Annotated in this window: 21 protein-coding genes; 2 read left to right on the forward strand and 19 right to left on the reverse strand. The window is 58.5% G+C overall.

The features are described from left to right. Positions 1 to 144 precede the first annotated feature (144 nt). The 19 genes from ACZ5A6_RS26530 to ACZ5A6_RS26620 all read right to left on the reverse strand — a co-directional run bounded on the left by ACZ5A6_RS26530 (position 145) and on the right by ACZ5A6_RS26620 (position 20,728). Positions 145 to 753 carry an ANTAR domain-containing response regulator gene (locus ACZ5A6_RS26530; protein ID WP_003516987.1) on the reverse strand — a complete coding sequence of 203 codons (609 nt, stop codon included), beginning with the start codon at positions 751 to 753 and terminating at the stop codon, positions 145 to 147. Between the two features lie 12 nt (positions 754 to 765). Further along, a complete protein-coding gene (locus ACZ5A6_RS26535) occupies positions 766 to 1,917 on the reverse strand; it encodes a transporter substrate-binding domain-containing protein (RefSeq protein WP_019565875.1) in 1,152 nt (383 codons plus the stop codon). 360 nt (positions 1,918 to 2,277) lie between these two features. Further along, a complete protein-coding gene (gene eutC / locus ACZ5A6_RS26540; RefSeq protein WP_065703937.1) occupies positions 2,278 to 3,084 on the reverse strand; it encodes an ethanolamine ammonia-lyase subunit EutC in 807 nt (268 codons plus the stop codon). A 1-nt stretch (position 3,085) separates the two neighbouring features. After that, on the reverse strand, positions 3,086 to 4,477 hold the full coding sequence (locus tag ACZ5A6_RS26545; RefSeq protein ID WP_065687654.1) for an ethanolamine ammonia-lyase subunit EutB: 1,392 nt from the start codon (positions 4,475 to 4,477) through the stop codon (positions 3,086 to 3,088). Between the two features lie 9 nt (positions 4,478 to 4,486). After that, positions 4,487 to 5,275 (reverse strand): histidinol-phosphatase, encoded by a 789-nt coding sequence (hisN, locus tag ACZ5A6_RS26550; RefSeq protein WP_111802237.1) that lies wholly within the window; start codon positions 5,273 to 5,275, stop codon positions 4,487 to 4,489. Beyond that, entirely contained in the window at positions 5,275 to 6,210 is a 936-nt protein-coding gene (locus ACZ5A6_RS26555; RefSeq protein WP_464111506.1) for a phosphotransferase, read from the reverse strand. Before ACZ5A6_RS26555 ends, hisN begins: the two co-directional genes overlap by 1 nt. A 47-nt stretch (positions 6,211 to 6,257) precedes the next feature. Further along, positions 6,258 to 7,223, reverse strand: a complete 966-nt coding sequence (locus ACZ5A6_RS26560) for a phosphotransferase (RefSeq protein WP_464111507.1) — start codon at positions 7,221 to 7,223, stop codon at positions 6,258 to 6,260. Next, the gene (locus tag ACZ5A6_RS26565) at positions 7,220 to 8,509 is read right to left on the reverse strand and encodes a Zn-dependent hydrolase (RefSeq protein ID WP_065660534.1); all 1,290 of its coding nucleotides are present in this window, start codon (positions 8,507 to 8,509) and stop codon (positions 7,220 to 7,222) included. The genes ACZ5A6_RS26560 and ACZ5A6_RS26565 overlap by 4 nt, the downstream gene beginning before the upstream one ends. After that, the gene (locus tag ACZ5A6_RS26570; protein WP_013637571.1) at positions 8,502 to 9,263 is read right to left on the reverse strand and encodes a DeoR/GlpR family DNA-binding transcription regulator; all 762 of its coding nucleotides are present in this window, start codon (positions 9,261 to 9,263) and stop codon (positions 8,502 to 8,504) included. Before ACZ5A6_RS26570 ends, ACZ5A6_RS26565 begins: the two co-directional genes overlap by 8 nt. Before the next feature lie 58 nt (positions 9,264 to 9,321). Continuing rightward, positions 9,322 to 11,157, reverse strand: a complete 1,836-nt coding sequence (locus ACZ5A6_RS26575) for a dipeptide ABC transporter ATP-binding protein (protein WP_464111508.1) — start codon at positions 11,155 to 11,157, stop codon at positions 9,322 to 9,324. Continuing rightward, a complete protein-coding gene (locus ACZ5A6_RS26580) occupies positions 11,157 to 12,074 on the reverse strand; it encodes an ABC transporter permease (RefSeq protein WP_003516951.1) in 918 nt (305 codons plus the stop codon). The genes ACZ5A6_RS26575 and ACZ5A6_RS26580 overlap by 1 nt, the downstream gene beginning before the upstream one ends. Next, complete coding sequence (locus ACZ5A6_RS26585) at positions 12,074 to 13,054, reverse strand: ABC transporter permease (RefSeq protein WP_013637573.1); 981 nt, start codon at positions 13,052 to 13,054, stop codon at positions 12,074 to 12,076. Before ACZ5A6_RS26585 ends, ACZ5A6_RS26580 begins: the two co-directional genes overlap by 1 nt. Before the next feature lie 71 nt (positions 13,055 to 13,125). After that, complete coding sequence (locus ACZ5A6_RS26590; protein ID WP_025591696.1) at positions 13,126 to 14,709, reverse strand: ABC transporter substrate-binding protein; 1,584 nt, start codon at positions 14,707 to 14,709, stop codon at positions 13,126 to 13,128. A 195-nt stretch (positions 14,710 to 14,904) separates the two neighbouring features. Further along, positions 14,905 to 15,093 (reverse strand): hypothetical protein, encoded by a 189-nt coding sequence (locus ACZ5A6_RS26595; RefSeq protein WP_244517151.1) that lies wholly within the window; start codon positions 15,091 to 15,093, stop codon positions 14,905 to 14,907. Positions 15,094 to 15,628: 535 nt separating this feature from the next. Next, positions 15,629 to 16,678: an ABC transporter ATP-binding protein gene (locus ACZ5A6_RS26600; protein ID WP_003516945.1), complete on the reverse strand. Its 1,050-nt coding sequence runs from the start codon at positions 16,676 to 16,678 to the stop codon at positions 15,629 to 15,631. After that, positions 16,678 to 17,724 (reverse strand): NAD(P)-dependent alcohol dehydrogenase, encoded by a 1,047-nt coding sequence (locus tag ACZ5A6_RS26605; protein ID WP_003516944.1) that lies wholly within the window; start codon positions 17,722 to 17,724, stop codon positions 16,678 to 16,680. Before ACZ5A6_RS26605 ends, ACZ5A6_RS26600 begins: the two co-directional genes overlap by 1 nt. Before the next feature lie 7 nt (positions 17,725 to 17,731). Beyond that, positions 17,732 to 18,550 carry a carbohydrate ABC transporter permease gene (locus tag ACZ5A6_RS26610; RefSeq protein WP_003516943.1) on the reverse strand — a complete coding sequence of 273 codons (819 nt, stop codon included), beginning with the start codon at positions 18,548 to 18,550 and terminating at the stop codon, positions 17,732 to 17,734. Continuing rightward, entirely contained in the window at positions 18,547 to 19,410 is an 864-nt protein-coding gene (locus ACZ5A6_RS26615) for a carbohydrate ABC transporter permease (RefSeq protein ID WP_141194257.1), read from the reverse strand. Before ACZ5A6_RS26615 ends, ACZ5A6_RS26610 begins: the two co-directional genes overlap by 4 nt. A gap of 67 nt (positions 19,411 to 19,477) precedes the next feature. Continuing rightward, the gene (locus ACZ5A6_RS26620) at positions 19,478 to 20,728 is read right to left on the reverse strand and encodes an ABC transporter substrate-binding protein (protein ID WP_013637578.1); all 1,251 of its coding nucleotides are present in this window, start codon (positions 20,726 to 20,728) and stop codon (positions 19,478 to 19,480) included. 135 nt (positions 20,729 to 20,863) lie between these two features. Between ACZ5A6_RS26620 and ACZ5A6_RS26625 the strand changes: the two genes are divergently transcribed. Beyond that, positions 20,864 to 21,802, forward strand: a complete 939-nt coding sequence (locus tag ACZ5A6_RS26625) for an AraC family transcriptional regulator (RefSeq protein WP_013637579.1) — start codon at positions 20,864 to 20,866, stop codon at positions 21,800 to 21,802. 360 nt (positions 21,803 to 22,162) lie between these two features. Continuing rightward, the gene (locus ACZ5A6_RS26630; RefSeq protein WP_410171820.1) at positions 22,163 to 23,422 is read left to right on the forward strand and encodes a RhtX/FptX family siderophore transporter; all 1,260 of its coding nucleotides are present in this window, start codon (positions 22,163 to 22,165) and stop codon (positions 23,420 to 23,422) included. The last annotated feature ends 29 nt before the right edge of the window (positions 23,423 to 23,451 follow it).

Raw genomic sequence — 23,451 nt, forward strand, 5'->3', positions numbered from 1 at the left:
ATAACAAAAAACCCGCGAGGCTTTTCACAGCCTGCGGGCACCCTTGCCATCATCGCATCACGGCTGCGCCGCGTGCAACAGCGGCACATGGCTTCGCGAAACGAAGGGATGTGCCGGAGGTGTTCATCTGGAACACATCAAAAACTAATCATGTTTTTGGGAAGGGCGCAAGAGCTGTTCGGCGTTGATAATCGAATTGGCGATTTCATCGATTGGGACCCGCCGAGCCATCGCTTGCTCGCGCATTTCACGATACGCCTCATTCTCGCTCGTGCCGCGATTGGCCATAAGAATGGCCTTTGCCCGGGCAAGCTTCTGGTCTCCCAAGACCTTGCGCTTATATTTACGGGCTTCCTTGACGAGCCTTTGGCGCTCAAGCCAGAGACTGCGCGCTATAGCGAGATTTGTCAGCAGGCCGAACGGTTTGATCGGTCTCTCGACAATGGCAAGCGCGCCGCTTTCCAGAACGATCTGCAATGTGGAGGGATTTTCGTAACCGACGATGGCGAGCATGGTCGGAGCGGGATTGGGGAGGCACTTCAGCAGGCGTTCGATTTCCGGTCGCGCCTCGTCTTCCATGGCGAGAAAGACGACATCCGTGCCGTGTGGCAACTCGGCAGGGACCGGCCAGAGGCAACTGACCGTACAACCGATACGGCGCAGGTGATCAACGAGAAACTCTCCTTCGGATGTCCGGGGATGAATCACCAGAACCTTGAGGTCCCGCAAATCTCTAAGAAGGGCGAAAGACATCGTCGCTCCTTCTCAGACCTGAACACGATGTGGGAACGGCTGCGTCAGGTCCGGGCGATATTCTCGCATGAAGGGATCTGGCGCCACGCGCAGCGACGGGTCATGGACGATGTCATAGCTGCCTTGCGCATTTACTTTTGCAACCCTTGGCCACAGATGGGTGTGGTTCGTCAGCCGGTCTATCTTCACAGCGCCCTGCGGAGCGTCGTACTCGACCTCGTAAAGGGCTGGAAGAAGCTGCTCCAGCCCATCGCCACCGGCCCGCTGCAAAGCTCCCGCATAGAGATAGACCTGGAAATAGGCCGCTTCGGCCGGCGCAGTCGGCAGCATCTGCTGGCCGTATCGCTGTTGGTAAGCCAAGACGAAGGCACGCGCGCGAGGCGTATCCAGGGAAGCGAAAAACGGGGCCGCGGTGATATGTCCCTCGGCCACTTCCGGCCGCATCCGGATCACGTCGGCCTCGCTTGTCGACTGACTGGCGATTGGCATCGTCGCTGAATCAAAACCTGCCTCTTTGAACGCCGTGTAGAAGGGAATGATACCGTCGCCGACGATGGTCGAATAGATGACATCCGGCCGTGCCGCGCGAATATGCCGGATGATTTTGGCGACATCTTCGGGCTTTAGGTTGAGAGGAACATATATTTCGTCCAACACCTGACCGCCCAGCTGAAGAAAGAGATCGCTGATCGTCCGGTTGGATTCGTAAGGGTAGACGTAGTTCGAACCCACAAGGAAAACCCGCTTTCCATAATGCTTGGTGAGGAAGTCGACCAGCTGCACGGAGTTTTGGTTGGGTGCGGCCCCGGTGTAGATACAGTGCCGAGAGTATTCAAAACCCTCATACAGTGTCGGATAGAATAGCAGGGCCTCTCGAGCTTCGATGACGGGCAGTACGGCTTTGCGGGTGCTAGACATATGGCAACCGAAAACGACCCGGACCCGATCCTCGTCACAAAGCTTGACCGCAAGTTCCTTATAGAGATTGGGCGTCGATTTAGGGTCATAGGCGACAGGCTCAATCATCCGGCCGAGGACGCCGCCAGCCGCATTGATTTCGTCGATCGCCAGCAAGGTCGCGAACCTCTGGGTTTTTTCGACGGCTCCGGTCACACCCGTCTCAGAGAACAACACACCGACCCGCCAGCTTTCTGAATGCATCATCGCCCACCAAAAAATAAAAAAGCTCCCGCCCGTTTCCGGTCGAGAGCTACCCTGCTCATGGAATATCAGCGGCCCGTTGAAGCCTGCAAAACGATGATGTCAGTTTCCGTGTCCCGTGGCAACACAGAGGAGAGCCGAAAACACTCGCAAATGTAAAATCATGGGATCAAAATTCCTCCGCATTTTCGCCTGAGCATCGAGAATACGCACACACCTTTTTGCTCCAGCGAGCGATGTCTAACTTTCCTTCATCCGCCTCTCCGCACTCAACACAAGGCAGTCGACTGGACTTTCGACGACAGGCCGCAATCCTTCCAAAGCAGATGGGCCACGTCCCGAAGGCTTCGCACCGCGAAGACTTCAAATTGTCAGTAGGTCTTTAGCTGGAAGCGAATTGTCATGTCTTTCGAGAAACTCCACCATGGCAGCCTTGAGCGCCACGCCACTGACGCGGGTTCTCATCATATCCCTGGTCAGCGTCGCAATGATCTCGGCAGCTTCGCAGACCGGCAGACCACCATCCCTGATATTGGAGACACAATTTCGGCTGGAATCCAGGTTTCCCGACTTGGGACCGTAAGTGATGTAAGCACCGAGGCTGTCGGCAGCTGAAAGTCCCGGACGTTCGCCGACAAGCACGATCGTCAGTTTTGCACCTAATGCCTCACCGGCAGGATCGCCGAGCGCGACGCGCGCCTGGCTCGCCAGCACAATTGGTGCAGCCGTCAGGTTCAGGATAGCGAGCTTCGGAATAAGCGCCTCGATCAACGGCACGGCATTGAGATCGATTGCATGGGACGACAGGCCATCCGCGACGATAATTGCGACATCATAGCCATTGATCGTTCTCTCATGTTTCAGCCGTTTTTCGGATTCCGCCGCAAGCCGCCGGCCAAGATCCGGCCGCCGAACATAGGTGCTGCGGTCACTTGCCATGCTATCGACATTGACAGCCGGAAGGCCGAGACGATCGAGCCTGTCTGCCAGCGAGGGCCGGTCGACGCTCGTCCAGACCGCTTCGCGTGCGCGCGCGTGGTCGAGAAGGAAGGCAAGTTGAGCGCGTGTCGGAAGACCCGCGCCATGACGGCCGAGCGAAACACGCGCATCGGTCATATCCTTGATAGTGAGGTTTTTACCGGCAGCAGTGGGTTCTCGCACCTCTTCCATGTCAGGCTCCGATCAATGCGCTGTTGCGGACATAATTGGAAAGCGCGACAGGCTCGCCGACCAGCGCGCCATCTGGATCGGTCAGGCCGATTTCGAAAAGCCATTTCTCGAACTCTGGTGCGGGTGGCCGCTTCAGCGTCTCGCGGCAATAGACGGCATCGTGATGCGATAGCGACTGGTAGTTCAACATGATATCGTCGGCGCCGGGAACGGTGATGACGAAATTGACATTGGCTGCGCAGAGGAGCGTCAACAGCGTATCCATGTCTTCCTGATCAGCATCGGCATGGTTGGTGTAGCAGACGTCGACGCCCATCGGCAGGCCAAGGAGCTTGCCGCAGAAATGATCCTCGATGCCGGCACGGATGATCTGCTTGCCGTTGAACAAGTATTCCGGCCCGATGAAACCGACGACCGTATTGACGAGCAGTGGATCGAACTCGCGCGCCACCGCATAGGCACGTGCCTCCATCGTCTGCTGGTCGACGCCGAAATGCGCATCGGCCGAAAGCGCCGCGCCCTGCCCAGTCTCGAAATACATGACGTTTGCGCCCGGCATCCCACGACCAAGCGACCGCCCCGCCTCATGTGCCTCCTTTAGAAGCGCCAGATCGACGCCGAAGCCGCGATTGGCCTTTTCCGATCCCGCTACCGACTGGAAGACGAGATCGACCGGCGCACCGCGTTCGATTGCCTGGATCGCCGTCGTTACATGGCCAAGGCAACAGGTCTGTGTCGGGATCGCAAGCTTTTCCCGCAATTCGTCGAGCAAGGAAACAATGCGGATATAGTCATCCGTCGCATCGGTCGCGGGATTGACGCCAATCACAGCATCTCCCGATCCCATCAGCAGCCCGTCGATGGCAGACGCTATGATACCGCGGCTGTCATCGGTCGGGTGGTTGGGCTGGTTGCGGGTGGAAAGCCGCCCGGCGAGCCCGATCGTGTTGCGGAATCGCGTCACGACACGTCGCTTGGCAGAAACAGCTATCATGTCCTGAAGGCGCATGATCTTCGAAACGGCCGCGACCATTTCCGGTGTCAGTCCAAAGGTCACCGCCTCCAGCCGCTCATGCGACGTCTCTGGCTTGAGCAGCCATTCGCGCAATTCACCGACAGTAAGCGAGGAAACTGCGGAAAAGGCTGCCGGATCGTGCCGTTGCGCGATCAGTCGGGAAACCTCGTCATCCTCCGACGAAATGAGCTCCTCGCCGAGAAATGCTTTCAGAGGTAGATCGGCCAGCGCCATCTGGGCTGCCAAGCGCTCGACCGGGCCTTGCGCCGCAATGCCGGCCAGCTGGTCGCCGGAGCGCTCCGGGGTTGCTTTCGCCAGCAGCATTTTCAGGTCATCAAAGCGGAAGACAGTCTGCTCGATTGTCGTCGTATAGGGCATTTGTTCATGTCACCGGTTGAGGAGGGCCAGGGCTTCGTCATGAAGTCTCGGGGTGGCCGACGCCAGAACCCGTCCGTCGGAATGGATCGAAAGCGCATTTCCCCGCCAGTCCGTAATGCATCCGCCGGCACCCGTCACAACGGGCACGAGAGCCATGTAGTCGTAAGGTTGAAGTCCCGTCTCGAGAGCGATGTCGCAATGGCCGGAAGCGATCAGACCATAGATGTAGCAGTCTCCACCGAAACGCCGCAGCCTGGCTTTGCGGGAGAGACGCTCGAAGCTTTCAGCTTCGCTGTCCACGAACATATCCGGCGAAGTCGTATAAAAACGGGCGCTGGAGATGTTTTCGCAGCCGCTGGCGTGGGCCGGCTTGCCAGCAAAGAGTGTCTCTCCCGGCCGGCCCTGCCAACGTTCGCCGGTGGCCGGAATATCGATCAGACCACAGAATGGCTTTTCCTGAGATGTCAGTGAGACAAGCGTACCAAACAGCGGGAAACCGGTGATGAAGCTCTTGGTGCCGTCGATCGGGTCCAGCACCCATGTAAAGGCGTTACCTTCCTTTACGCCGAACTCCTCACCATGGATGCCGTGATCGGGAAAACGCGCCTCGATCATCTCGCGGAGATGTTTTTCGATCGTCCGGTCGGCGATTGTCACCGGGCTATCGTCGAGTTTTGAGATCACGTCGAGCGGGGTCCGGAAATAGGAGAGCGCCAGCGGACGCGCGGCGTCGGCAAGTTCCGCGGCGAAGGTGATATAGGTCGCAGCTTCTTGCGGGCTGATATCGGTGACGGGCATCAAAGGGCTTTCAGGAACAGGGGCCAACGGGGGTCGTGGATGATCGAGCGGGCGCGCATATGCTTCCAGATTCCGTACTTGTAGAAGTCGAAATCGAGGGTCGATATCCGGTTTTGTACCATCGCCCAGGTGCTCCACTTGATGTCGGCGAGTGCCTTGTGGACGATGAAGCGAGCGTGATGCGCCTTGTCATAACGACCGAAATACTCCTCGATTATCTCGCAGTCGGTCGCCTCGGAATAGAACATCTCGCCACTCCAGATCGCGAGATCGTAGAGCCTCTCATTGTTCGACGCATATTCGAAATCGATCAGCTTGATCGACTTGTCGTCACCGATCAGGAAATTGCCCGGCATCGGGTCATTGAAACAGGGAACCAGATCGAGCCCGGATGCCTCAAGCGCGGCGCGCGCCTGTCTGTAGTTGCGCAAGAGCCAGTCGTGGTCGAGCGGCCAGTGGCCGTCAAGCTGGCGCACTTGGTCGAAATGTTCCTCGACCATGTCGAAGACGGTTTTTGTCAGCGGCAGGGCAGGGGCATTGTGAAACTGCCGGTAGACGCGCACCGCTTCGTTGCGGATCGCCGGGTCTGCAAAATCCCTATGTGTCGAGGCGCGGCGACCGTCGATGAACTCGGCGATTTCGATGTCGAGGTGATCGAGATAGTCGAATGTCTTCGGGCCGATTCCGATCACTTCCGCCTGCTTGCTGGCGGCAGCGGCGGCCTTGCGATCGATGAACATCTCGGTGCCGCGGCCGGGAATCTTTAGAAAATAGCCACGCTCTTCACCTTCGACCTCGATGCGGAAATTGGTGTTGCTGATTCCGCCGGAAACCGGACTGTAGCGCAGCCGCCGTCCTTCCCAAGGTGGTACCTGGATGATTGCAGCCTCAACTGCCCGTTCGGCATCGGATCGTGCCATTCCCAGTTCATTCATAGGCTTGTTCCCGTTATTGTTTCTAGCCCGTTATCGTTCTCGTATGCCTAGAGCGCTCTGAGCCTAGCCTCGAAATCCGGCTGGCCGAGCAGCATTCGGCAACGCAGGAACCGCCAGCCGGCATATTTCAGGAATTCGACACCCCGCGGCGGCGAACGAAGCTCCAGTACGAGGCTGCGCAACGCCCAGTAGAGGTCGTCTGCCGCCGCATAGACACGGCAGCGGTTGAAGTTTCTTTCGCTGAAACCTCCATCGTGCATTTCCAGCAACGGCCTCATCTGGCTTTCGAACTGGTAGAGTTCGTTCATCTGAACGCCGAGCTGGTAGTAGGGGTCGATGTCGGCGGCCATGTCGAAGTCCACGAGCTGCATTTTCCCGTCAGGGCCCAGCATGACATTCGAAGCCTGCGGATCACCATGGGCCGGTTTCAGGTCCATGCCGGCCGCTGAAACTGCCTCGCGGATCGGCGTCATCCAGGAGAGCATCCATTCGACATCGCCGGGCAGGCTGGTGTCACCGGCACTCACGATCGCCCAGAGCTGATCGATGCCGTCGAAGACTGACCATGTTCGGCCGGTGGGAACACCCCCTGCGATCGTCGTCTGCATCTCGATCAGGCGGGCAACAGTTTGCGGCTGCATCAGATCGTCGATCCTTGCCGCTCGCCAGCCGTCGCCAAGTCGGGCAAACAGCATGCTGGCCGTCCCGGCATCGTAACCAATCGGCTCAGGAGAAAGACCAAGGCTGTGAAAACGGTGTGCCGCAGCATTTGCGGTCTCGGCATCCACGAGATCGGTTACCTCATCGGCACCGAGACGCAGGAAATAACGTGCCTCCCCGTCTGTCGACGCGACCACGAAACCGCGGGATTCGACGGCATGATAGGACGGCGATGCGACAGCTGCCGTCGCCGGCGCATAGGAAGGGGTGTCGCCAATCACTGCGGAAAAGACTGAAAGCGCCTTCTCCGCGCGGGCTTCCATCGGTGATTGAGGAGAGCCCGATCTCTTCATTCGGCAGCCTCGCTGAGTTCGACAACTTTCAAACCTTCGCAGGCGATCTTGTAAAGCATGTCCGCCACTATCTGCGTGCCAAGGGCCTGATCTTCAGGCGAGGTATACTCGGTCGGGTGGTGGATAACGCCGTCACGGCTCTGAACCGCCAGCACCACCGCCGGGCAGACATCGGAGACGGCAACGGCATCATGGCCGCCGATCGTATCGAGGTGACGGGCGCTCTGGCCGAGATGCGCCGCAGCACTTTGCGCAAGCGTCACCAGGCCCGGCGCGAACCTTCCCGCCTTGCGGCGGTCGATGGAGCGAACCTCCGAGGTGACGCCGGCTTTCATCGCCGCTTCCTCGATCTTGATCTTCATCTTGCGTTCCGCCTCCGTCAGGACGTCTGGCGATCCCGAGCGCAGCTCGATGAACAGCACGGCTTCGGCCGGCACGACATTGGGTGAATTGGGGAAGACTTCCAGGCGGCCAACCGACGTATGCAGGTCCAGCCCGTGTTCGGTCGATATCTGCTTGAGATCGGCGATCAGATAGGCAGCAGCAAGCAGCGCATCCTTGCGATCGGCCATCGGGGTTGCGCCGGTATGTGCCTGGCGTCCATGGAAGGCGAGGCGATATTTTGTCGCGCCCCAGAACCGCGTGAAGATACCGAACCGCTCCCCGGCGCGGCTGAGCGTCGTGTCACCTTCTATATGCAGCTCGATCAATGCGTCGGGAATTTCCACCTTTTCCTTGCCAGCATAACCGATCTCGTCCAGCGACTGGCGCACCGTAATGCCATCGCCGTCGGCCCGTTCGAGCGCCCATTCCAGGTCAATGGCGCCGGTAAACACGCTGCTGCCGAGCAGGCTCGGCTGGAAACGGGCGCCTTCCTCATTGGTCCAGTTGACGATCTGGAAGTTGCAGGCGGACAACCTGCCTTCCGCCTTGAGACGTTCGCTGACGGACAAAACCGCCTCGCAGGCGGCGATGACGCCAAGCGCTCCGTCGAACCGACCGCCGTTCGGCTGGCTGTCGATATGGGAACCGACCATGATGACGGGCGCATTTGCGCCCGCCAAGGTCATCTTGCCGAACTGGTTGCCGATCGAGTCCACGGCCTGCTCGAAGCCGTTTTCGGCAAACCAGTGCCCCAGCCAGTCGCGCGCCATTCCGTCTTCCCTGGAAAGCGTCAGGCGGGTCATCGAGCCATCGGGGCCGCCGCCAAAAGTGGAGAGGGTCTCCATCAGCATCTGGAGCCGCTCGGCATTGATCGGGACAGGGGAGGAGGAGACGTCAGGCATGTATGATTTCCACTTTGGATTGATTGAATTGATCTGAAAATTCCCGCGCGATGACGCCGCTGGTCACCACCGCGTCGATTTCGCTGAGGCCGAATGTGTGGATGGAGCCAAGACGACCAAACTTGGAACTGTCGGCAACAATGATCGAACGTTTTGCCTGGGCCTTGGCGACGCGGCGCAGGATCGCCTCGTCCTCGCCGAAATCCATGAACCCGCGTTCGGCGTGAATGGCGCTGATGGCGATGATCGCGAGATCGAAGAAATGCTCCTTCAGCGCGGCCACGGTCTCATGGCCGTATGTCGCCTGATAATCTGGGCGCATGCGACCGCCAAGAACGCGCACACTTGCCTGCGGCAGATTGAAGAAGTGGGCTGCGACCGCCAGCGAATTGCTGACAACGGTCAAGTCCTTGCGCGTCTCGATATGTTTCAGGCAGGCAATCGTTGTGGTGCCGGTATCGATGAACACCTTCATGCCGTCCTCGACCAGCGACGCTGCGGCCTCGCCGATCTTGGCTTTCTCGCGTGAGCTGACACGCAGTCGGTCGGTAAACGGCTGATCGCTTTCCTGCTGGTCAAGGACCGCGCCGCCATAGACGCGGCGGGCATAACCGCGCATCTCAAGTTCCTTGAGGTCGCGCCGGATCGACTCCTGGCTGACCTGCAGATAATCGGCAAGCTCCCTCACATTGACGCGCTGGGTTTGCTTCAGCATGTCGAGTATAAGCTTGAGGCGATGTTCGGTGAAACTCATGAATGCACCCTGGATTCTAGTGATCGTCGCGGCCCCGTCTGTGGCGCCGCAACCATGGTCAGGCTAAAGCCATTTGACGGGTTGCGTCATCGAGAGCCAATGGCTGGATGAGATGACAGGCGGCGAAATCCTGGCTGCCACGCGCGGTAAGCGCGGGCTGCAGGCTGCCGCATCTCTCCATCGCACGCGGACAGCGCGACTTGAAGCTGCAACCTGGAGGAATATCGATCGGGCTTGGCGGTTCACCTTCCAAAAGGCAGTCTTCCGCCTTGTAGCGGCGTTCTTCAAGTGTCGGCATCGCGCTGAGCAACGCCATTGTGTACGGATGTCCGGGGTCGAAGAACAACCGCTCGTTATCAGCCAGTTCGAAGACTTCGCCGAGATACATTACCGCCACCCGGTTGCAGACCTTGCGGACCATCGCAAGGTCGTGCGAGATGAAGATGTAAGTGAGGTCGTATTCCTTCTGCAGCTTCTGGAAAAGATCGAGAAGCTTGAACTGTTCTGTCTGGTCCAGGGCAGAAAGCGTTTCGTCCATGATCAGTATTTCAGGCTCCAGAACCAGCGCACGGGCAACATTGATGCGCTGGCGCTGGCCGGCGCTCAGGCCGATCGGCAATTCCTCGTAGAGATCGGCGGAGAGGCCGACTTCGCCCATGACCTTGAGAACTCGCTCACGAATTTTGGCACTGTCCTTCCATCCGTGCGTGCGAAGCGGGCCCTCCAGCATCTTCCCGACCGATGTGCGTGGCGGCAGGGAACCGAACGGATCCTGAAGTACCATTTGCAGCTTCTTGCGGAAGGTCAGAAGGTCTTTGCCACCGAGCATGGCGATATCGTCGGCACCGCACAGAACCTGGCCGGAGCTCGGCAGTTCCAGCCTGCTCAGAAGCCGCATCAGCGTCGACTTGCCACAACCGGATTCACCGACGATCGCGAAACTGTCGCCGCGCCGGACATCGAAGGTGACGTTGCGAACCGCACGCACATGGTTGAAGCCACCGAAGCCGGTCTTCTTCTTTACCCTGTAGACCTGTGAGGCATCGCGCAGGCTCAAGACAACGTCGCGTTTGTCGTTGAGACGCGGCATCTCGGTCTTTTCGATCCAGATCTTCGGCGTCTGTTCGACAAGCTCCTTCGTATAGGCATATGCAGGGGCGGCGATCAGCCTTTCGGTTTCCTGTTCCTCGACGATGCGACCTTTCTCCATCACCAAAATCCGGTTGCAGGCCTCGCGGGCAACGGGAAGGGAGGAGGAGACGAACAGCACAGCGGTATTGAAACCATCTGTCAGTTCCTTCATCAGACGGATGACCTGGGCTGCGACGGTAACGTCAAGCGGCTGTGTGACGTTATCTGCAATCAGCAGCGCCGGGTTCGTCACCAACGCATCAACGATCAGTGCGCGCTGCATCATGCCGCCGGAAAACTGCGACGGGTAGTCGCTGAAACGGCTGCGGGCCGAGGGAATGCGGACGGCCTCCAGAAGCTCGATCGTGCGCTTTTCCGCCTCTTTCCGCGAGGTTCCTGGAACGACCGCACGCAGCTTCTCGACGATCTGGACGCCGACCGGCAGCGTCGGATCGAGTGCACCCATCGGATTGGCGCCGACATAGGCGACCCGGCGGCGCAGGGTACGCATCTCGTTCTCGGAGATGCCGTAAATATCCTTGCCTTGGAAAAGGACGCTGCCGGAACGCACAGAAAGCGGCGGTTCCAGCCAGTTGACGACTGCCTTGGACAGCACCGTCTTGCCGGCTCCGCTGGCCCCGACCACACCAACGATCTCTCGCGGCGCGAGGCTGAAGGAGATATTGTCCAGAATAATCTTCGCCTTGTCCGAGCGACCGGCATTAACGGTGAGGTTTTTCAGCTCAAGAAGCGGCTTGATCATCACTCGGACCCTCCGTGAATGGTGTTGCGGGCCCGTTCCAGCGAGGCGCCTATGAGATTGATGCTGGTTAAAGTGAGGCCGAGGAAAATGCCGGGCATGGTAGCGATCCACCAGGCGTTCAGAAGATACTTTCGGCCATCGGCAATGATATTGCCGAAGGTCGGCGTCGGCGGCTGGACACCCAGGCCGAGGAAGCCGAGTGTCGATTCAAAGATCATCATGCGTGCTACATCAAGCACCGAGGTGAAGATCACCGGCGGCAGGAGCAGCGGTAGAAGCAGGCTGACGATAATGCGGAAATCGGTCGAGCCCCCAAGTTTGGCAGCGCGCACATATTCCCGCTGCCTTTCCGTCATTACAATGCTGCGCATGATGCGCGCATAGACCGGCCAGCTTGAGAGACCAAGCACCAGGACGATGGCCGGAATTGTCGGGCGCGACACGCCAAGAACGGCGATCGCCAGAATGATCATCGGGATAGACAGCTGCGCATCGGTCAGACGCATGATCAGCATGTCGATACGACCGCCGAAGTAACCGGCGATCGTGCCGAGGGCGCAGCCGATGATGAGTGTCACTGCAACCGATGCAATCCCGATCAGGAAGGAATAACGCAGGCCGACAAGCGACCTCACCAGCATGTCGCGGCCAATCTGATCGGTGCCAAGCGGGTGGCCCCAGCTCCAGTTGTCGCCGAAGAAAAGTGGCGGCAGAAGGCGGGCCTTCACATCCATCTTGGTCGGGTCGACGCCACTGATTTCCGGATAAAGTGCGGCGGCAATCGCAAGCAGCAGGAAGATCGCAAGGCCAATGCGAAAACCGGGCGTCGATGCGGCGCGATCGAATATGCGGCGCGCAATCGAGCGGCTTGCCATTTTCGAAATGATCGGGGTGTCGAGTGCGGATGTGATGGACATCAGTATTCAAGCCTCGGATCGATGGTTGTTGCGACGAGATCGACGACAATGTTGATCAGTACAAAGATGGCGCTCGTGACGATCGCGATACCCTGGATCAACGGAAAGTCGCGCTGCAGCACGGCATTGATGGTCAGAAGGCCGAGCCCGGGATAATCGAAGATATATTCGACGATGATGACCCCGCCGAGCAGGCTGGAGAATTGCACACCGAGCAGGTTGAGAAGCGGCACCGAGGCGTTGCGCAGGGCATGGTTGGAGATGATCCGCGAACGGCTCAGGCCACGTACGCGTCCGACTGCCACATAGGGCTCCATCATCTGGCTGGATACGGAACTGACCAGCGTGCGGATCAGGACCGGAGACAATTCGACCGCCAGCACGATTGCCGGCAGGATTGTGTAGGCAAAGCCCTGATAGCCAATGGCAGGAAGCCATCCGAGCTTCACCGAGAAAAGCAATGCCAGAACGATGCCAAGCCAGAAATTTGGCAGCGAGATGAATATCGATGAGATGTAGAAGGCAAGCTTGTCTGGCCATCTGCCGATCGCAAGCCCGCCGGCAATGCCGATGATTGCCGAGAAGATCAGTGCAATCACCAGCGTCACGGCCGCCAGTTGAAGCGTCATTGGAAGTGCATCGAAAATCAGGTCGAAGACTTTTGCTCGTTCGCCGCGAGTTGAGTCGTTGAATGTCGCGCCACCGGTCGAGGCGCCGTTTGCAGGGCGCACGAAGGACTGGCCAAGATCGCCACGAACCACACCGCCCATGTAGCGACCGAATTGCACCAGTATGGGATCGCGAAGGCCCATGTCGGTTGCGATCTTTTCGATCAGTGCTTCGGGCGCCATGCCGCCCGCCATAAGGCGTACCGGGTCACCCGGCACCACCCGCAAGAGGGTAAAGATCAGCAAGGACACAAGGAATATGATGATGGCGCCCTGCATCAGGCGTCGCATCAGGAAGTTCACGGCAAACATTCAGTCACTCCGCTCGAGAAGTCACGGGCAAGTCCACACGCCACCTGATCGCGGCGTGTGGCTGATCACGGTCAGGCAGCAGGTTTGGCCGCGTCGATCGACCCGTCGGGATAGATGTACATGCCCTCAAAGTCCTTCTGCATTGCGTGGATCATCACGGATGTGAACAGCGAGAGTGCCGGCATCTTGGCGGTGATGAGAGGCATGGTCTCTTCCTGAAGGATCTTCTTGCGCTCTTCCAGCGTCGGTGCCGAACGTTCCTTGTCGAGGCTGGCATCGATCTCCTTGTCCTCGATGCCGCAGATGCGGTGCGAGGTGGAATGGAAATGGGTGCGCAGGACCAGATCCGGTTCCGGAGACGCTGTCGACCAGCCGCAATCGACCATATGGCCCGGGCCGCCGCCGGGGCGATGGTACAGTTGCTCGTTCCAGGCCGCAGGTTCAAGCACGGTCAGGCTGACGTTAAATCCCTGCTCCTGCAGCATGGCGGTCAGCATCTCGCCATATTCCTTGGTCTTCGGATAGAAGCCGACGGACGTGATGTATTCCAGTGGCGGCAGGCCCTTGCCGTTTGGGAAACCGGCTTCGGCAAGCAGGGCCTGGGCCTTCTCGGGGTCGAATTTCGGGTAGTTCGCCAGATCGACATAGCCGAATTTGACCGGCGAGACGAAGTTCGACGAGGCATGGCCGGCCGAGCCCATCAGTTCCATGATCATGTCGCGATCGATCGAATGGCAGGCGGCAAGACGGATACGCGGATCGTCGAAAGGCGGTTTCGAGCAGCGGAACCAAAGATACTTGTTCTCGACGGAAACGACCTTGTTGATGAAAATCGCTGGATTGTCCTTGATCGTGTCAACCTGTTCAGGCTCCAGACGTTCAACGATCGAAGCCTGGCCGTTCATCAGCGACAACATACGGGTGGTGGAGTCGCCGGTGAAGGTGAAGTTGATGCCGGGGATGGCCGGCTTGCCCTTGAAGTAGCCGTCATAGGCCTGCATCACGGTGTCGTTGCCGCGCTGTTCGACGAATTTGAAAGGACCGGTGCCGTTGAGCCGCTGGGAGAGCGGGCCGCCTGGGCCGCCGGCGACGTCCTTGGCCGACATGATCGGCAGGAAGGATGCAAGAAAGATGAAGAGATGGGCCGGATAGCCGCCCTTGGATGTGTCGACGATGACGGTGTAATCGTCAGGTGTTTCGATCGTCAGCGTCTCGGTCGGGCCGGGATACCACTGCGCCGGACGATCTGCCCTGGAGCCGTATTCGAAAGTTGCCTTGACGTCTTCTGCCTTGAACGGCTTGCCATCATGGAAGACGATGCCTTCGCGCAGCTTGATCTGTAGCCGGTGCGGGTCAAGCAGCTTGATGTCGGTGGCCAGTTCGTACACCACCGCGCCGGGATCATCGAGTTTCATCGGCGTGCGGGTAAGAAAGCCCATGACGAAACCTTCGATATTCTTCTGAGAAAGTGTCGTATGAGCGGTCGGGTCCCAGTTGCCGGTAATGTTTTCGGCCGACAGGAACGTCATGGTCTTGCCGGCCTGTGCGAAGGCCGGCGAGATGAAGAAGTCAGGATTGATCTGCATGTAGCCAGCGACGGCGGCTGCGCCCGCGGATCCTTGCAGGAAGCGACGACGACTGAATTCTGAACCCATCGAGTTCCCCTTTTCTATTTTGAATAAACCGTCAAATCAGTCAAAACGGTCAAATCAGTCATAAGCAAACAGCGTGCCAATCTCGATTTCCTGCAAGAATCGCGCTTTCAGTCTGATGCAATTTGTGGGATCTGACCATTTATTGGTCGAATGAGAAAGATTTAAGCGACCAGCCGGATCGCTAAAATTACGGGGTCATTTCTGCCGTTGAATCGCGGGATGCTGATCCGTTGTCAGGATGTGTCCGAAACGGACAGCGACGATGATTGCAAGCGCCGCCGGATTGAAACTCTCACGAGAGTTCAACTGAATGTTTCGTTTGCTCTTTTGACGGCGTGAATACATCAACAGCGGGCAGTACATCCGCCGATCCATTTCGTGCATGCCCGCCCGCATTTTTGCTGCGGTCTCATCTCTCTGCCGCCTCAGTTAATCACTTGATCCTTCATAGTGATTAATGCTGTACGATGGGTGATCGCGGTTATAGTGACGTCGCCGGCACGGGCTGTCGGTTCCGTCGTTTCACGCTGGGCTGGCCTCAGTAAGGAAAATAAGAGCAGGACCAGAAGAAGGTTCTTGCCGTGGCAATTGGCCGTCTTTCACCGCCCGAGAAATTTAGACCATGCTTGCCGACCTCACTGGTAAGGCCGCTCGGTATGGCAACGGTTCGGTCATAAATAGCAGCCTTGCATATTGCGTGTTTACGGCTGATATCAGCCGCTATCCTGCTCTTTCAATATCCCAATGAACTGCTCGTCGGTGAATGCCTGGCGCTGCCCGTCTCTTCAGAGCAACCGACCCTACCAGGATTCAAAGGACGTTCTGCGGCTCAGATCACCGGCCACCTGCCGGAAGCCAGTTAGATTGCAGGCGTCCAGTTGCCCTGCGCGACGTGATTGAAGGTCCCACCTGAGTGGGCTTAAATCAACCTCAGTCCCGTGCCGGGATCAAACACGTGTAGGTCGGACGATGCCACTTCAACACCAAGCACCTCGCCGATGGCGGGTCTTATGTCTGCTGGAACAGAAATATTGATCTCGTGGCGGTCGTTTTTCAGGCAGATCAGACGTGTCTCACCGTGGAACTCGTTCCGCTCTACGGTGCCCCGAAAGGCTTGAGCATCCTGGTTTATGCGAAATGATCCGGGCCGAATTCCAACGGTAACCTCACCGGAACGGAGGCCTGCCGGAGCTGTAAACCTGACAAGATTGTCGCCCAGCCACTCCTGCGTCATCTGCAACTGAAGAAAATTCATGTTCGGTGTGCCTATGAAGCCGGCAGCAAACACTGTCCGAGGCGCCTGATAAATTTCTTCGGGCGTGCCCATCTGCTCAATACGGCCGTCCTTCATCAGGACAATACGGTCGGCAAGCGTCATGGCTTCGAGTTGGTCGTGAGTGACATATATGCTTGTCGTTTTCAGGTCGCGGTGGAGGCGCGCGATCTCGACCCGCAGGCTGCCGCGCAGCTTGGCATCAAGGTTTGAAAGCGGTTCGTCAAACAGGAAGACCTCCGGGGTCTTGATCATGGCGCGGGCGATGGCCACACGCTGCTGCTGTCCGCCGGACAGTTCCGTCGGCTTGCGCGCAAGATAGACGCCAAGACCGAGCGCGTCGACCACAGGCGCCAGGCGCTGATCGATCGCGGCTTTTCCTATTCCGGCCCTCTCGAGACCGAAAGTGATATTGTCCCGCACGCTCATATGGGGGTAAAGCGCGTAGTTCTGGAACACCATCGCGATGCCCCGGTCACCCGGATCGCGATCGTTCATCCGCTCGCCACCGATGAGCAGATCCCCGCCTGAAATCTCTTCAAGCCCGGCAATCATCCGCAGCATGGTGGATTTTCCGCAGCCTGACGGGCCGAGAAAGACGACGAATTCGTGGTTGTCGATCTTCAGGTCAAAATCCCGCATGACCTCAAGCGAACCATAGACTTTCCTGATCCCGCGGCACTCAACAGTGGCCATCACTTCGTCTCCCCGTCCACGACGATCTGCAGCTTCACGTCCTCTGGCCGGCCTTCGGCCGCCCTTTCGAAGGCCTTGATCGATTGATCAAAGGCATAGGTGCCGGAAACCAATGGCTTCAGGTCGACCTTGCCTGCGGCGATCAGTGCCAGTGCACGGTCAAACACATTGGCGTAGCGGAAAACCGTTTCAATACGGCATTCGCGGAAGCAGGCCGCCGCAAGGTCTACCGCGACGGGTTCGGGCGGCAGACCGACGATAACGACTGTCCCGCCCGGGCGCACGACCTTGAAGAGATCACGGACCGCGGCCGGTGCGCCGGAGCATTCAAAGACGATATCGGCTCCCCAGCCTTCTGTCGCCTCGTTGACGGTCTCAATGAGATCGACCTCCTTGAGGTTGATACCAGTGATGCCGCCATAACTTTCGGCCAGTTTAAGCTTTGTTGCGGAAATGTCCGAGATCAGCACTCGCGAGCAGCCGCCGGCAAGGGCAGCCAGTGCCACCATGATGCCGATGGTTCCGCAGCCTGTAACAACCGCCGTATCGCCGGGCGTGATCTTCGCCCGGGCGGCCGCCTGCATGCCCACGGCAAATGGTTCAACCATCGCGCCTTCCGCGAAGGAGACATTGTCAGGCAGCTTGTAGGTGAAACTTGCCGGATGGACTGTCTCTGGGCACAAGACGCCGTGCACCGGCGGCGTTGCCCAGAATGTCACGGCAGGATCAACATTGTAGAGGCCGAGCCGCGACGCACGCGATTTCGGATCGGGGATGCCCGGTTCCATGCACACGCGGTCGCCAGGCTTCAGATGGGTGACGTTGGCGCCGGTCTCGGTGACGGTTCCAGCCGCCTCGTGGCCTAGAACCATGGGCGCGTTCACGACGAAGTCACCGATGCGACCATGGGTGTAATAGTGCACGTCGCTGCCGCAGACGCCAACAGTATGGATACGAATGCGAACGTCATCCGGCCCCAACTCTTGAGGAATTTCGATATCGCGCAGGGAAAGTTCGCCGACATGTTCGAGGACAAGTGCTTTCATGGGTCAGTCAACCTTGGTCAGTTTTCTTGGAAAATGCGGCGTTGAGGCCACCGGCAAGCACTCCGAGCAGGATCAGCGGTGGCAGCGACAACAGGACGACGGCGGCGTTCAGAATTCCCCAGGGCACATTCATGCCGAGCTGTGACATCTCGGACGCGATGATCGGCAGGGTCTTTGCCTTCGAGGTCGTGAGCATCATGGCAAGCAGGAACTCGTTCCAGACAAGGACGAAGGAGAAGGCAATGGCGCCGAAGACCTGGAAACGGGCAATCGGCAGGGCGATGCGGAAGAAGGTCGCATAAGGGCCAAGCCCATCCACCCGGGCAGCTTCTTCAACGTGAAGGCTGACACGCTCGAAAGCCGGCACGGAAAGCCAGATGGTGATCGAGGCTGTCACAATGAGATAGGTCACGATCAGCGACAGCCGGGTGTCATAGAGATCAAGACCGAGCCAGATGACCAGCATGGGAATAGCGATCGCGACGGGCGGCAGAAAGCGCAGCGACAGAACGAAGAACTGCGCCTCCGCCGTGATCCTGTTCTTGAACCGGGCAATCACATAGGCCGCCGGTACACCGAGTACGGCGCCAAGCACGACCGCACTCGAGCAGATGATCAACGAATTGGTAAGTGCGCGCGCCACCGAGCGGCGATTGAGCACATAACTCATATTGTCGAAGACAGGCTGGAAGATAAGCTTTGGCGTTGACACCAGCAGATCGGCATTGGTCTTGAAGGCGTTTAGCAGGGTCCATAGGAGTGGCAGCACGACAAGTGCAGCGGCAAGAACCAACAAAAGCCTGAGCAGAAAGGTGGATATCTTCATCGGTTCAGCCTCTTCCAGGTAAAGGTAAAGGTGACGATGGTCAGGACCATCATGATGACGGCCATGGAGGACGCATAGGAAATCTTGCCGGCTTCTATGAAGCCTTGGGAATAGGCATACATGTCAAGCGTCTCGGTTGAGATGCCGGGACCGCCGCGCGTCATGACGTAAACGAGGTCGAAGGAGCGAAGACTCTCGATCGCCTTGACCAGCAGCAGACTGATCAAGGGTGCTTTCAGCATCGGCAGGGTCACGAAACGATGGATTTCGAAGCGGGTCGCCCGATCTATGCGTGCGGCTTCCAGCGGCTGAGGCGGCAGGGATTCGAGAAGCTTCAAGATGATCACTGCAAAGAACAAGCCCCATTGCCAGACGTCGACGAAAGCAACAGCAAGGAGGGCGCCGAGCGGCGTCGACAGAATGTCGGGCGTGATGCCGGTGAGCTCCCTGACCGGCCAGGTCAGCGCGCCGTAGAGCGGATGAAAGGCGAACTTCCACACAAAAGCGGCGCACACGCGTGGCAGGAGAACGGGAATGATGAAGAGCACGCAAAGGACGTTGCGCATACGGGGGCTCGCTGCCTCGAACATGGCAATCCCGAGCGCAACCCCCGTCACCATTGTCAACGAGACGCTGATAACCTCCCACTTGAAAGATACCCAGAGCGCGTTCAGGAAACGGGCATCCGAAAACAGCGCCAGATAATTGGCTAACCAGACATAGTCTGCATCGGGTGCCGAAAGGGTCCGGTTCTGCAGGGATATATTGATAGCGTAGATCGTCGGCACGAGCGCCAGAATGATCAGGATACCCAAACTGGGCCCAAGAAAGACGTAAGGCAGCGAGCGGCCTCGGCGCATGGCAGATCCTCGGATTGGGAAAAGGGGGCGCGTCATCAGACGCGCCCGTCAGACGGCTTGGGAGGCGTCAGAGTTTGGCTGCGAAGGCTTCTAGGTCGTTCAGCGTCGCCTTGATGTCAGTGCGGCTACCGGTGATCAGCTCTTCCAGCATGATGCCCCACTGGTTGCCCAATTCCTGCCAGCGCGGATCCTGCCAGAAGGTGACTGTGGTCTTTTGACCGGTCGCCGCCATGGCGTCGGCAAGGTTCTGGCCAAAGGTCTTGGCGTATTCCGGGCTCTGATAGGTGCTTGTGCGCGTCAACTCGCCCGGCTGGCCGGCGGCGAGGCGGCGGGCTTCCTGTTCCTTGGATGTTGCCCAGGCAACAAAGAGACCGGCGCAGGCCTTTTCCTCATCTGTCTTGTTGGCCTTGGACGCGATTGCAAAACCATGGGCGTAACCGGCCCCCGGCAGCGGCGACGGCGGAACGGAGAACGCAACCTTGTCTGCAACCTGGCTCTGTGCCTTGTCGACGGACATGCCGCCAAGGGGTGCGGATTCGATGATGATCGCCACCTTGCCGGAGCGGAAGGCGCCGGTGGACTCGTCCCAAGAGCCGGTCTGAGTGCCCGGCGCCGAATATTTGAAGAGCTCGAGATAGGTTTCGGTCGCCTTTACCGCGGCATCCGAATTGAAGGCCGGCTTGCCGTCCTTGAACCACTCGCCACCGTTTGCTTTGAAGAACGGCATCCAGCGCCAGACGTTGGCGCCTGAACCGCGCTGTCCGCGAAGCGCAGTGCCGTAGACGCCGTTGGCCGGATCATGCAGCTTCTGCACGGCTGCGAAATATTCGTCCCAGGTCTTCGGCGGCGCGATGCCTGCCTTTTCCAGGAGGTCGGTACGGTAGACCATCAGGTCGCCCCCACCCTGCACCGGTGCAAACCACTCTTTGCCGTCATAGGTCGCAGCTGCGCGCATACCGGCGTCAAAGTCTTTGTAGTCGTATTCGGATGGATAAAAGCCATCAAGCGGGACGATCCAGCCAGACGAGGCAAAAAGCGCCAGATTGGCTTCATCAACATAATACACGTTGAAGCTTCCGACCGTCGAGGCGTCGGCCTGCGACTTCGCGCGGCGATCGTTCTCGTTGAGATAACTGATCTCGAAGCCTGCGCCGGAGAGCTCTTCGAACTCATCGACATATTTTTCGAGAAGGGTCAGTCCGTCGCGCGGCTGCGCCAGGACACGCACGTCGCTGGTGCATTGTGCGGCGGCAAAAGCGCTGGATGCTGCAAATATGGCGATAACCGCGCAACCGGCGCGGAGAGCGTTGAGTGTCATGATGTCCTCCCTGAATTGCAACTCCCTTGCCATCGACCAGCCCACATTTACGCAAGCAACGGGCGCGTACTAGTTTGCCTCCGTCACAGAACTGGTATTATATTGACATTTGTGCGCTGTAACATGAGCAATTGAATGCCTATTGCATCAGACTTTCCTCAAACGGTCTCTGAGACTTTCACCGCCACGCGCGAGCAGATCGTCTTACCCGGAGGCGCTTCCTATCTGATCCGGAGGGACGACTATCCCAATCCGATCTGCATCTGGAACTATCATCCCGAATGGGAGATTCACTTCATCCCTGACGCTTCAGGATTTGCTTATGTGGGGGACTATATCGGCCCGTTTCGGCCTGGGCATCTGGTGCTCACCGGGACAAATCTGCCGCACAACTGGATCACACCCGGTGCACCGGCTTTGCCAGGCCGAGACATGGTCCTGCAATTCGACGCGGATGCCCTGATCGGTATTCGCGCAGTATGCCCTGAGTTTGAAGTGCTCCACAGGCTGAAGCCTCTGGCCCAACGGGGGATCGAGGTTCTGGGCGCCGACGCGCTCTTGATTGGAGCGAAGATTCTCGAGCTTCACGCGGTGGGACACCGTGGTGGGCTCGGGCTGTTTTTAGAGATACTGGAGGCAATCGAAGCGGCCACCGAAAAGAGGTTGCTCGCCAGCGAACACTTCATAGCGGTCTATAACCAGGTGTCGGACCGCAGGCACCGCCGGATCGACCAGGCAATCCAGATCCTGCAATCGGATCCTGGTGCGCAGATGCATGAAGTGGCTGCGATGGTTGGTTTCGAGCCGTCCGCCTTCTCGCGTGCCTTTCGGCGCCTAACCGGCATGAACTTTTCTGACTACAGCCGATCCGTCCGCGTCTGGCGAGCAAGAACCCTTCTCGCGGAGACCGAAATATCGATCACCGATATCTGTTTCGAGGCGGGCTTCAACAACCTGTCGAACTTCAATCGCTATTTCCGGATGGAGATGGGACTCACGCCCCGCGCCTACCGAAAGGCCGCGCGCATAAGAGCCAAGTCTGTCATTGGAGGAGTGCCGGTTAAGTCCATTTAATGGTGGTCGCGCCGAGATATCATCGATCCCTCGGGCTGCAATCGGTTTTTATCGTATCACCGCCGCTTCGATATGTCGGCCTCTTCGCTCACAACAAAACTGGCATCTCCATTTCCCTGAACCAGTCTTGCGAGGGGGGTGGCAGTCGGCCGCTGCATTTGTTGCTTCAGCTCTGTCGCATCGGGCGGCTGTTCGCAATTGTCCTATTCGGGTTCGCCCATATCCAAGCATTTGCTTGCCGGTGAGATAAAGACGATTAAAAAATACTCCTGTTTACGCTCCGGGACAGACCGGCGTTTGAAGCGCTGAAAACCTTACCTGGGTCTGTGGTGTTCCGGGCTCATGAATTCGGTTCTTGCAATGGCCCAAATCGACGACGCGATTCCTGGCGACACCGTTTCGACTTCGACGTTCGAGCGGCGGTTGATGTATGTGCTGGGCGGTCTTTACCTCGCTCAGGGGATACCGACGTATCTGCTTTTGGTGGCCCTGCCGCCGATCATGCGCGAGAGTGGGGCATCGCGCACGTCTATCGGGCTGTTTTCGTTGCTGATGCTGCCGCTCATCCTGAAATTTGCGGTCGCACCGTTGGTGGATCGATGGTCTCCGTTACCCAAGCTTGGCCATCGCCGCGGCTGGGTTGTGCCGACCCAGCTTCTCGTCAGCGCCGGTATCGCTTCCATGACGCTGGTGGATCCGAGCGATGCCACGGTCCTTTTTGCAATCTGCATATCGATCACGCTTGTCTCCTCAATCCAGGATATTGCAACCGACGGCTACGCCGTAAGATGCCTGACCGACAAGACGCGCTCGCTGGGTAATGCCGTGCAGGCGGGTGCCGTAGCGCTGGGCGTAATCGTTGGCGGGACGGCGGCACTGGTGGTGTTTCATGTCGCTGGATGGCGCACGATGATACTGCTGGTAGCCGCGCTGTCGTTGCTGCCCCTTCTTGCAGCCCTGGCGATGCAGCCGGAAGCGCCCACGGTTGGCAAAGAAAAAAAGCGCGCAAGCCTTGCTGGTTTCTTCCGCCGTCCGAGTGCCTGGCTGATCCTCGGATTTGCGCTGACATACCGGGCGAGCGAAGGTCTCGTGCGCGGGATGGAAGGCACCTATCTGGTTGACAGCAAGGTCCCGGCTGACTGGATCGGTTACCTCTCTGGCGGAGCGGCGGCAACTGCGGGCCTGATCGGCGTGGGTATCGCTGCCTCCATTATCCGCAAGGTTGGCCTGACGACAACGCTCATCCTGCTGGGTGGCCTCAGAAGCTTGTGCTTCCTCGCCTTCACGCTGAATGCGTCCGGCGTCTGGCCCGGCATGTGGGTGGCGATGTCGGCCTCGGCATTCCAGACGCTGATCCGCTACATGGAGCTGGTAGCCATCTATTCATTCTTCATGAAGAACTCTTCGGACGATCAGCCAGGAACGGATTTTACCATTCTCACCTGTGCCGAACTGGTCGTCTACATGGTTGGTGCATCCGCAGCCGGCCTGGTTGCCGACCGGATGGGTTATTCCGCGCTGTTTTCGACGGCAACAGTTCTTTCGCTTGTCGGAATGGGACTTTCCGTCTGGTTCCTTGGAAGGATCGGACGCGGTTCAGGCGCGTCGTTACGGCGATGATGACAAGCGGCCGGAGTGACGCTTTCCAG

This window comes from Agrobacterium sp. 6Ca8 (genome assembly GCF_055382765.1).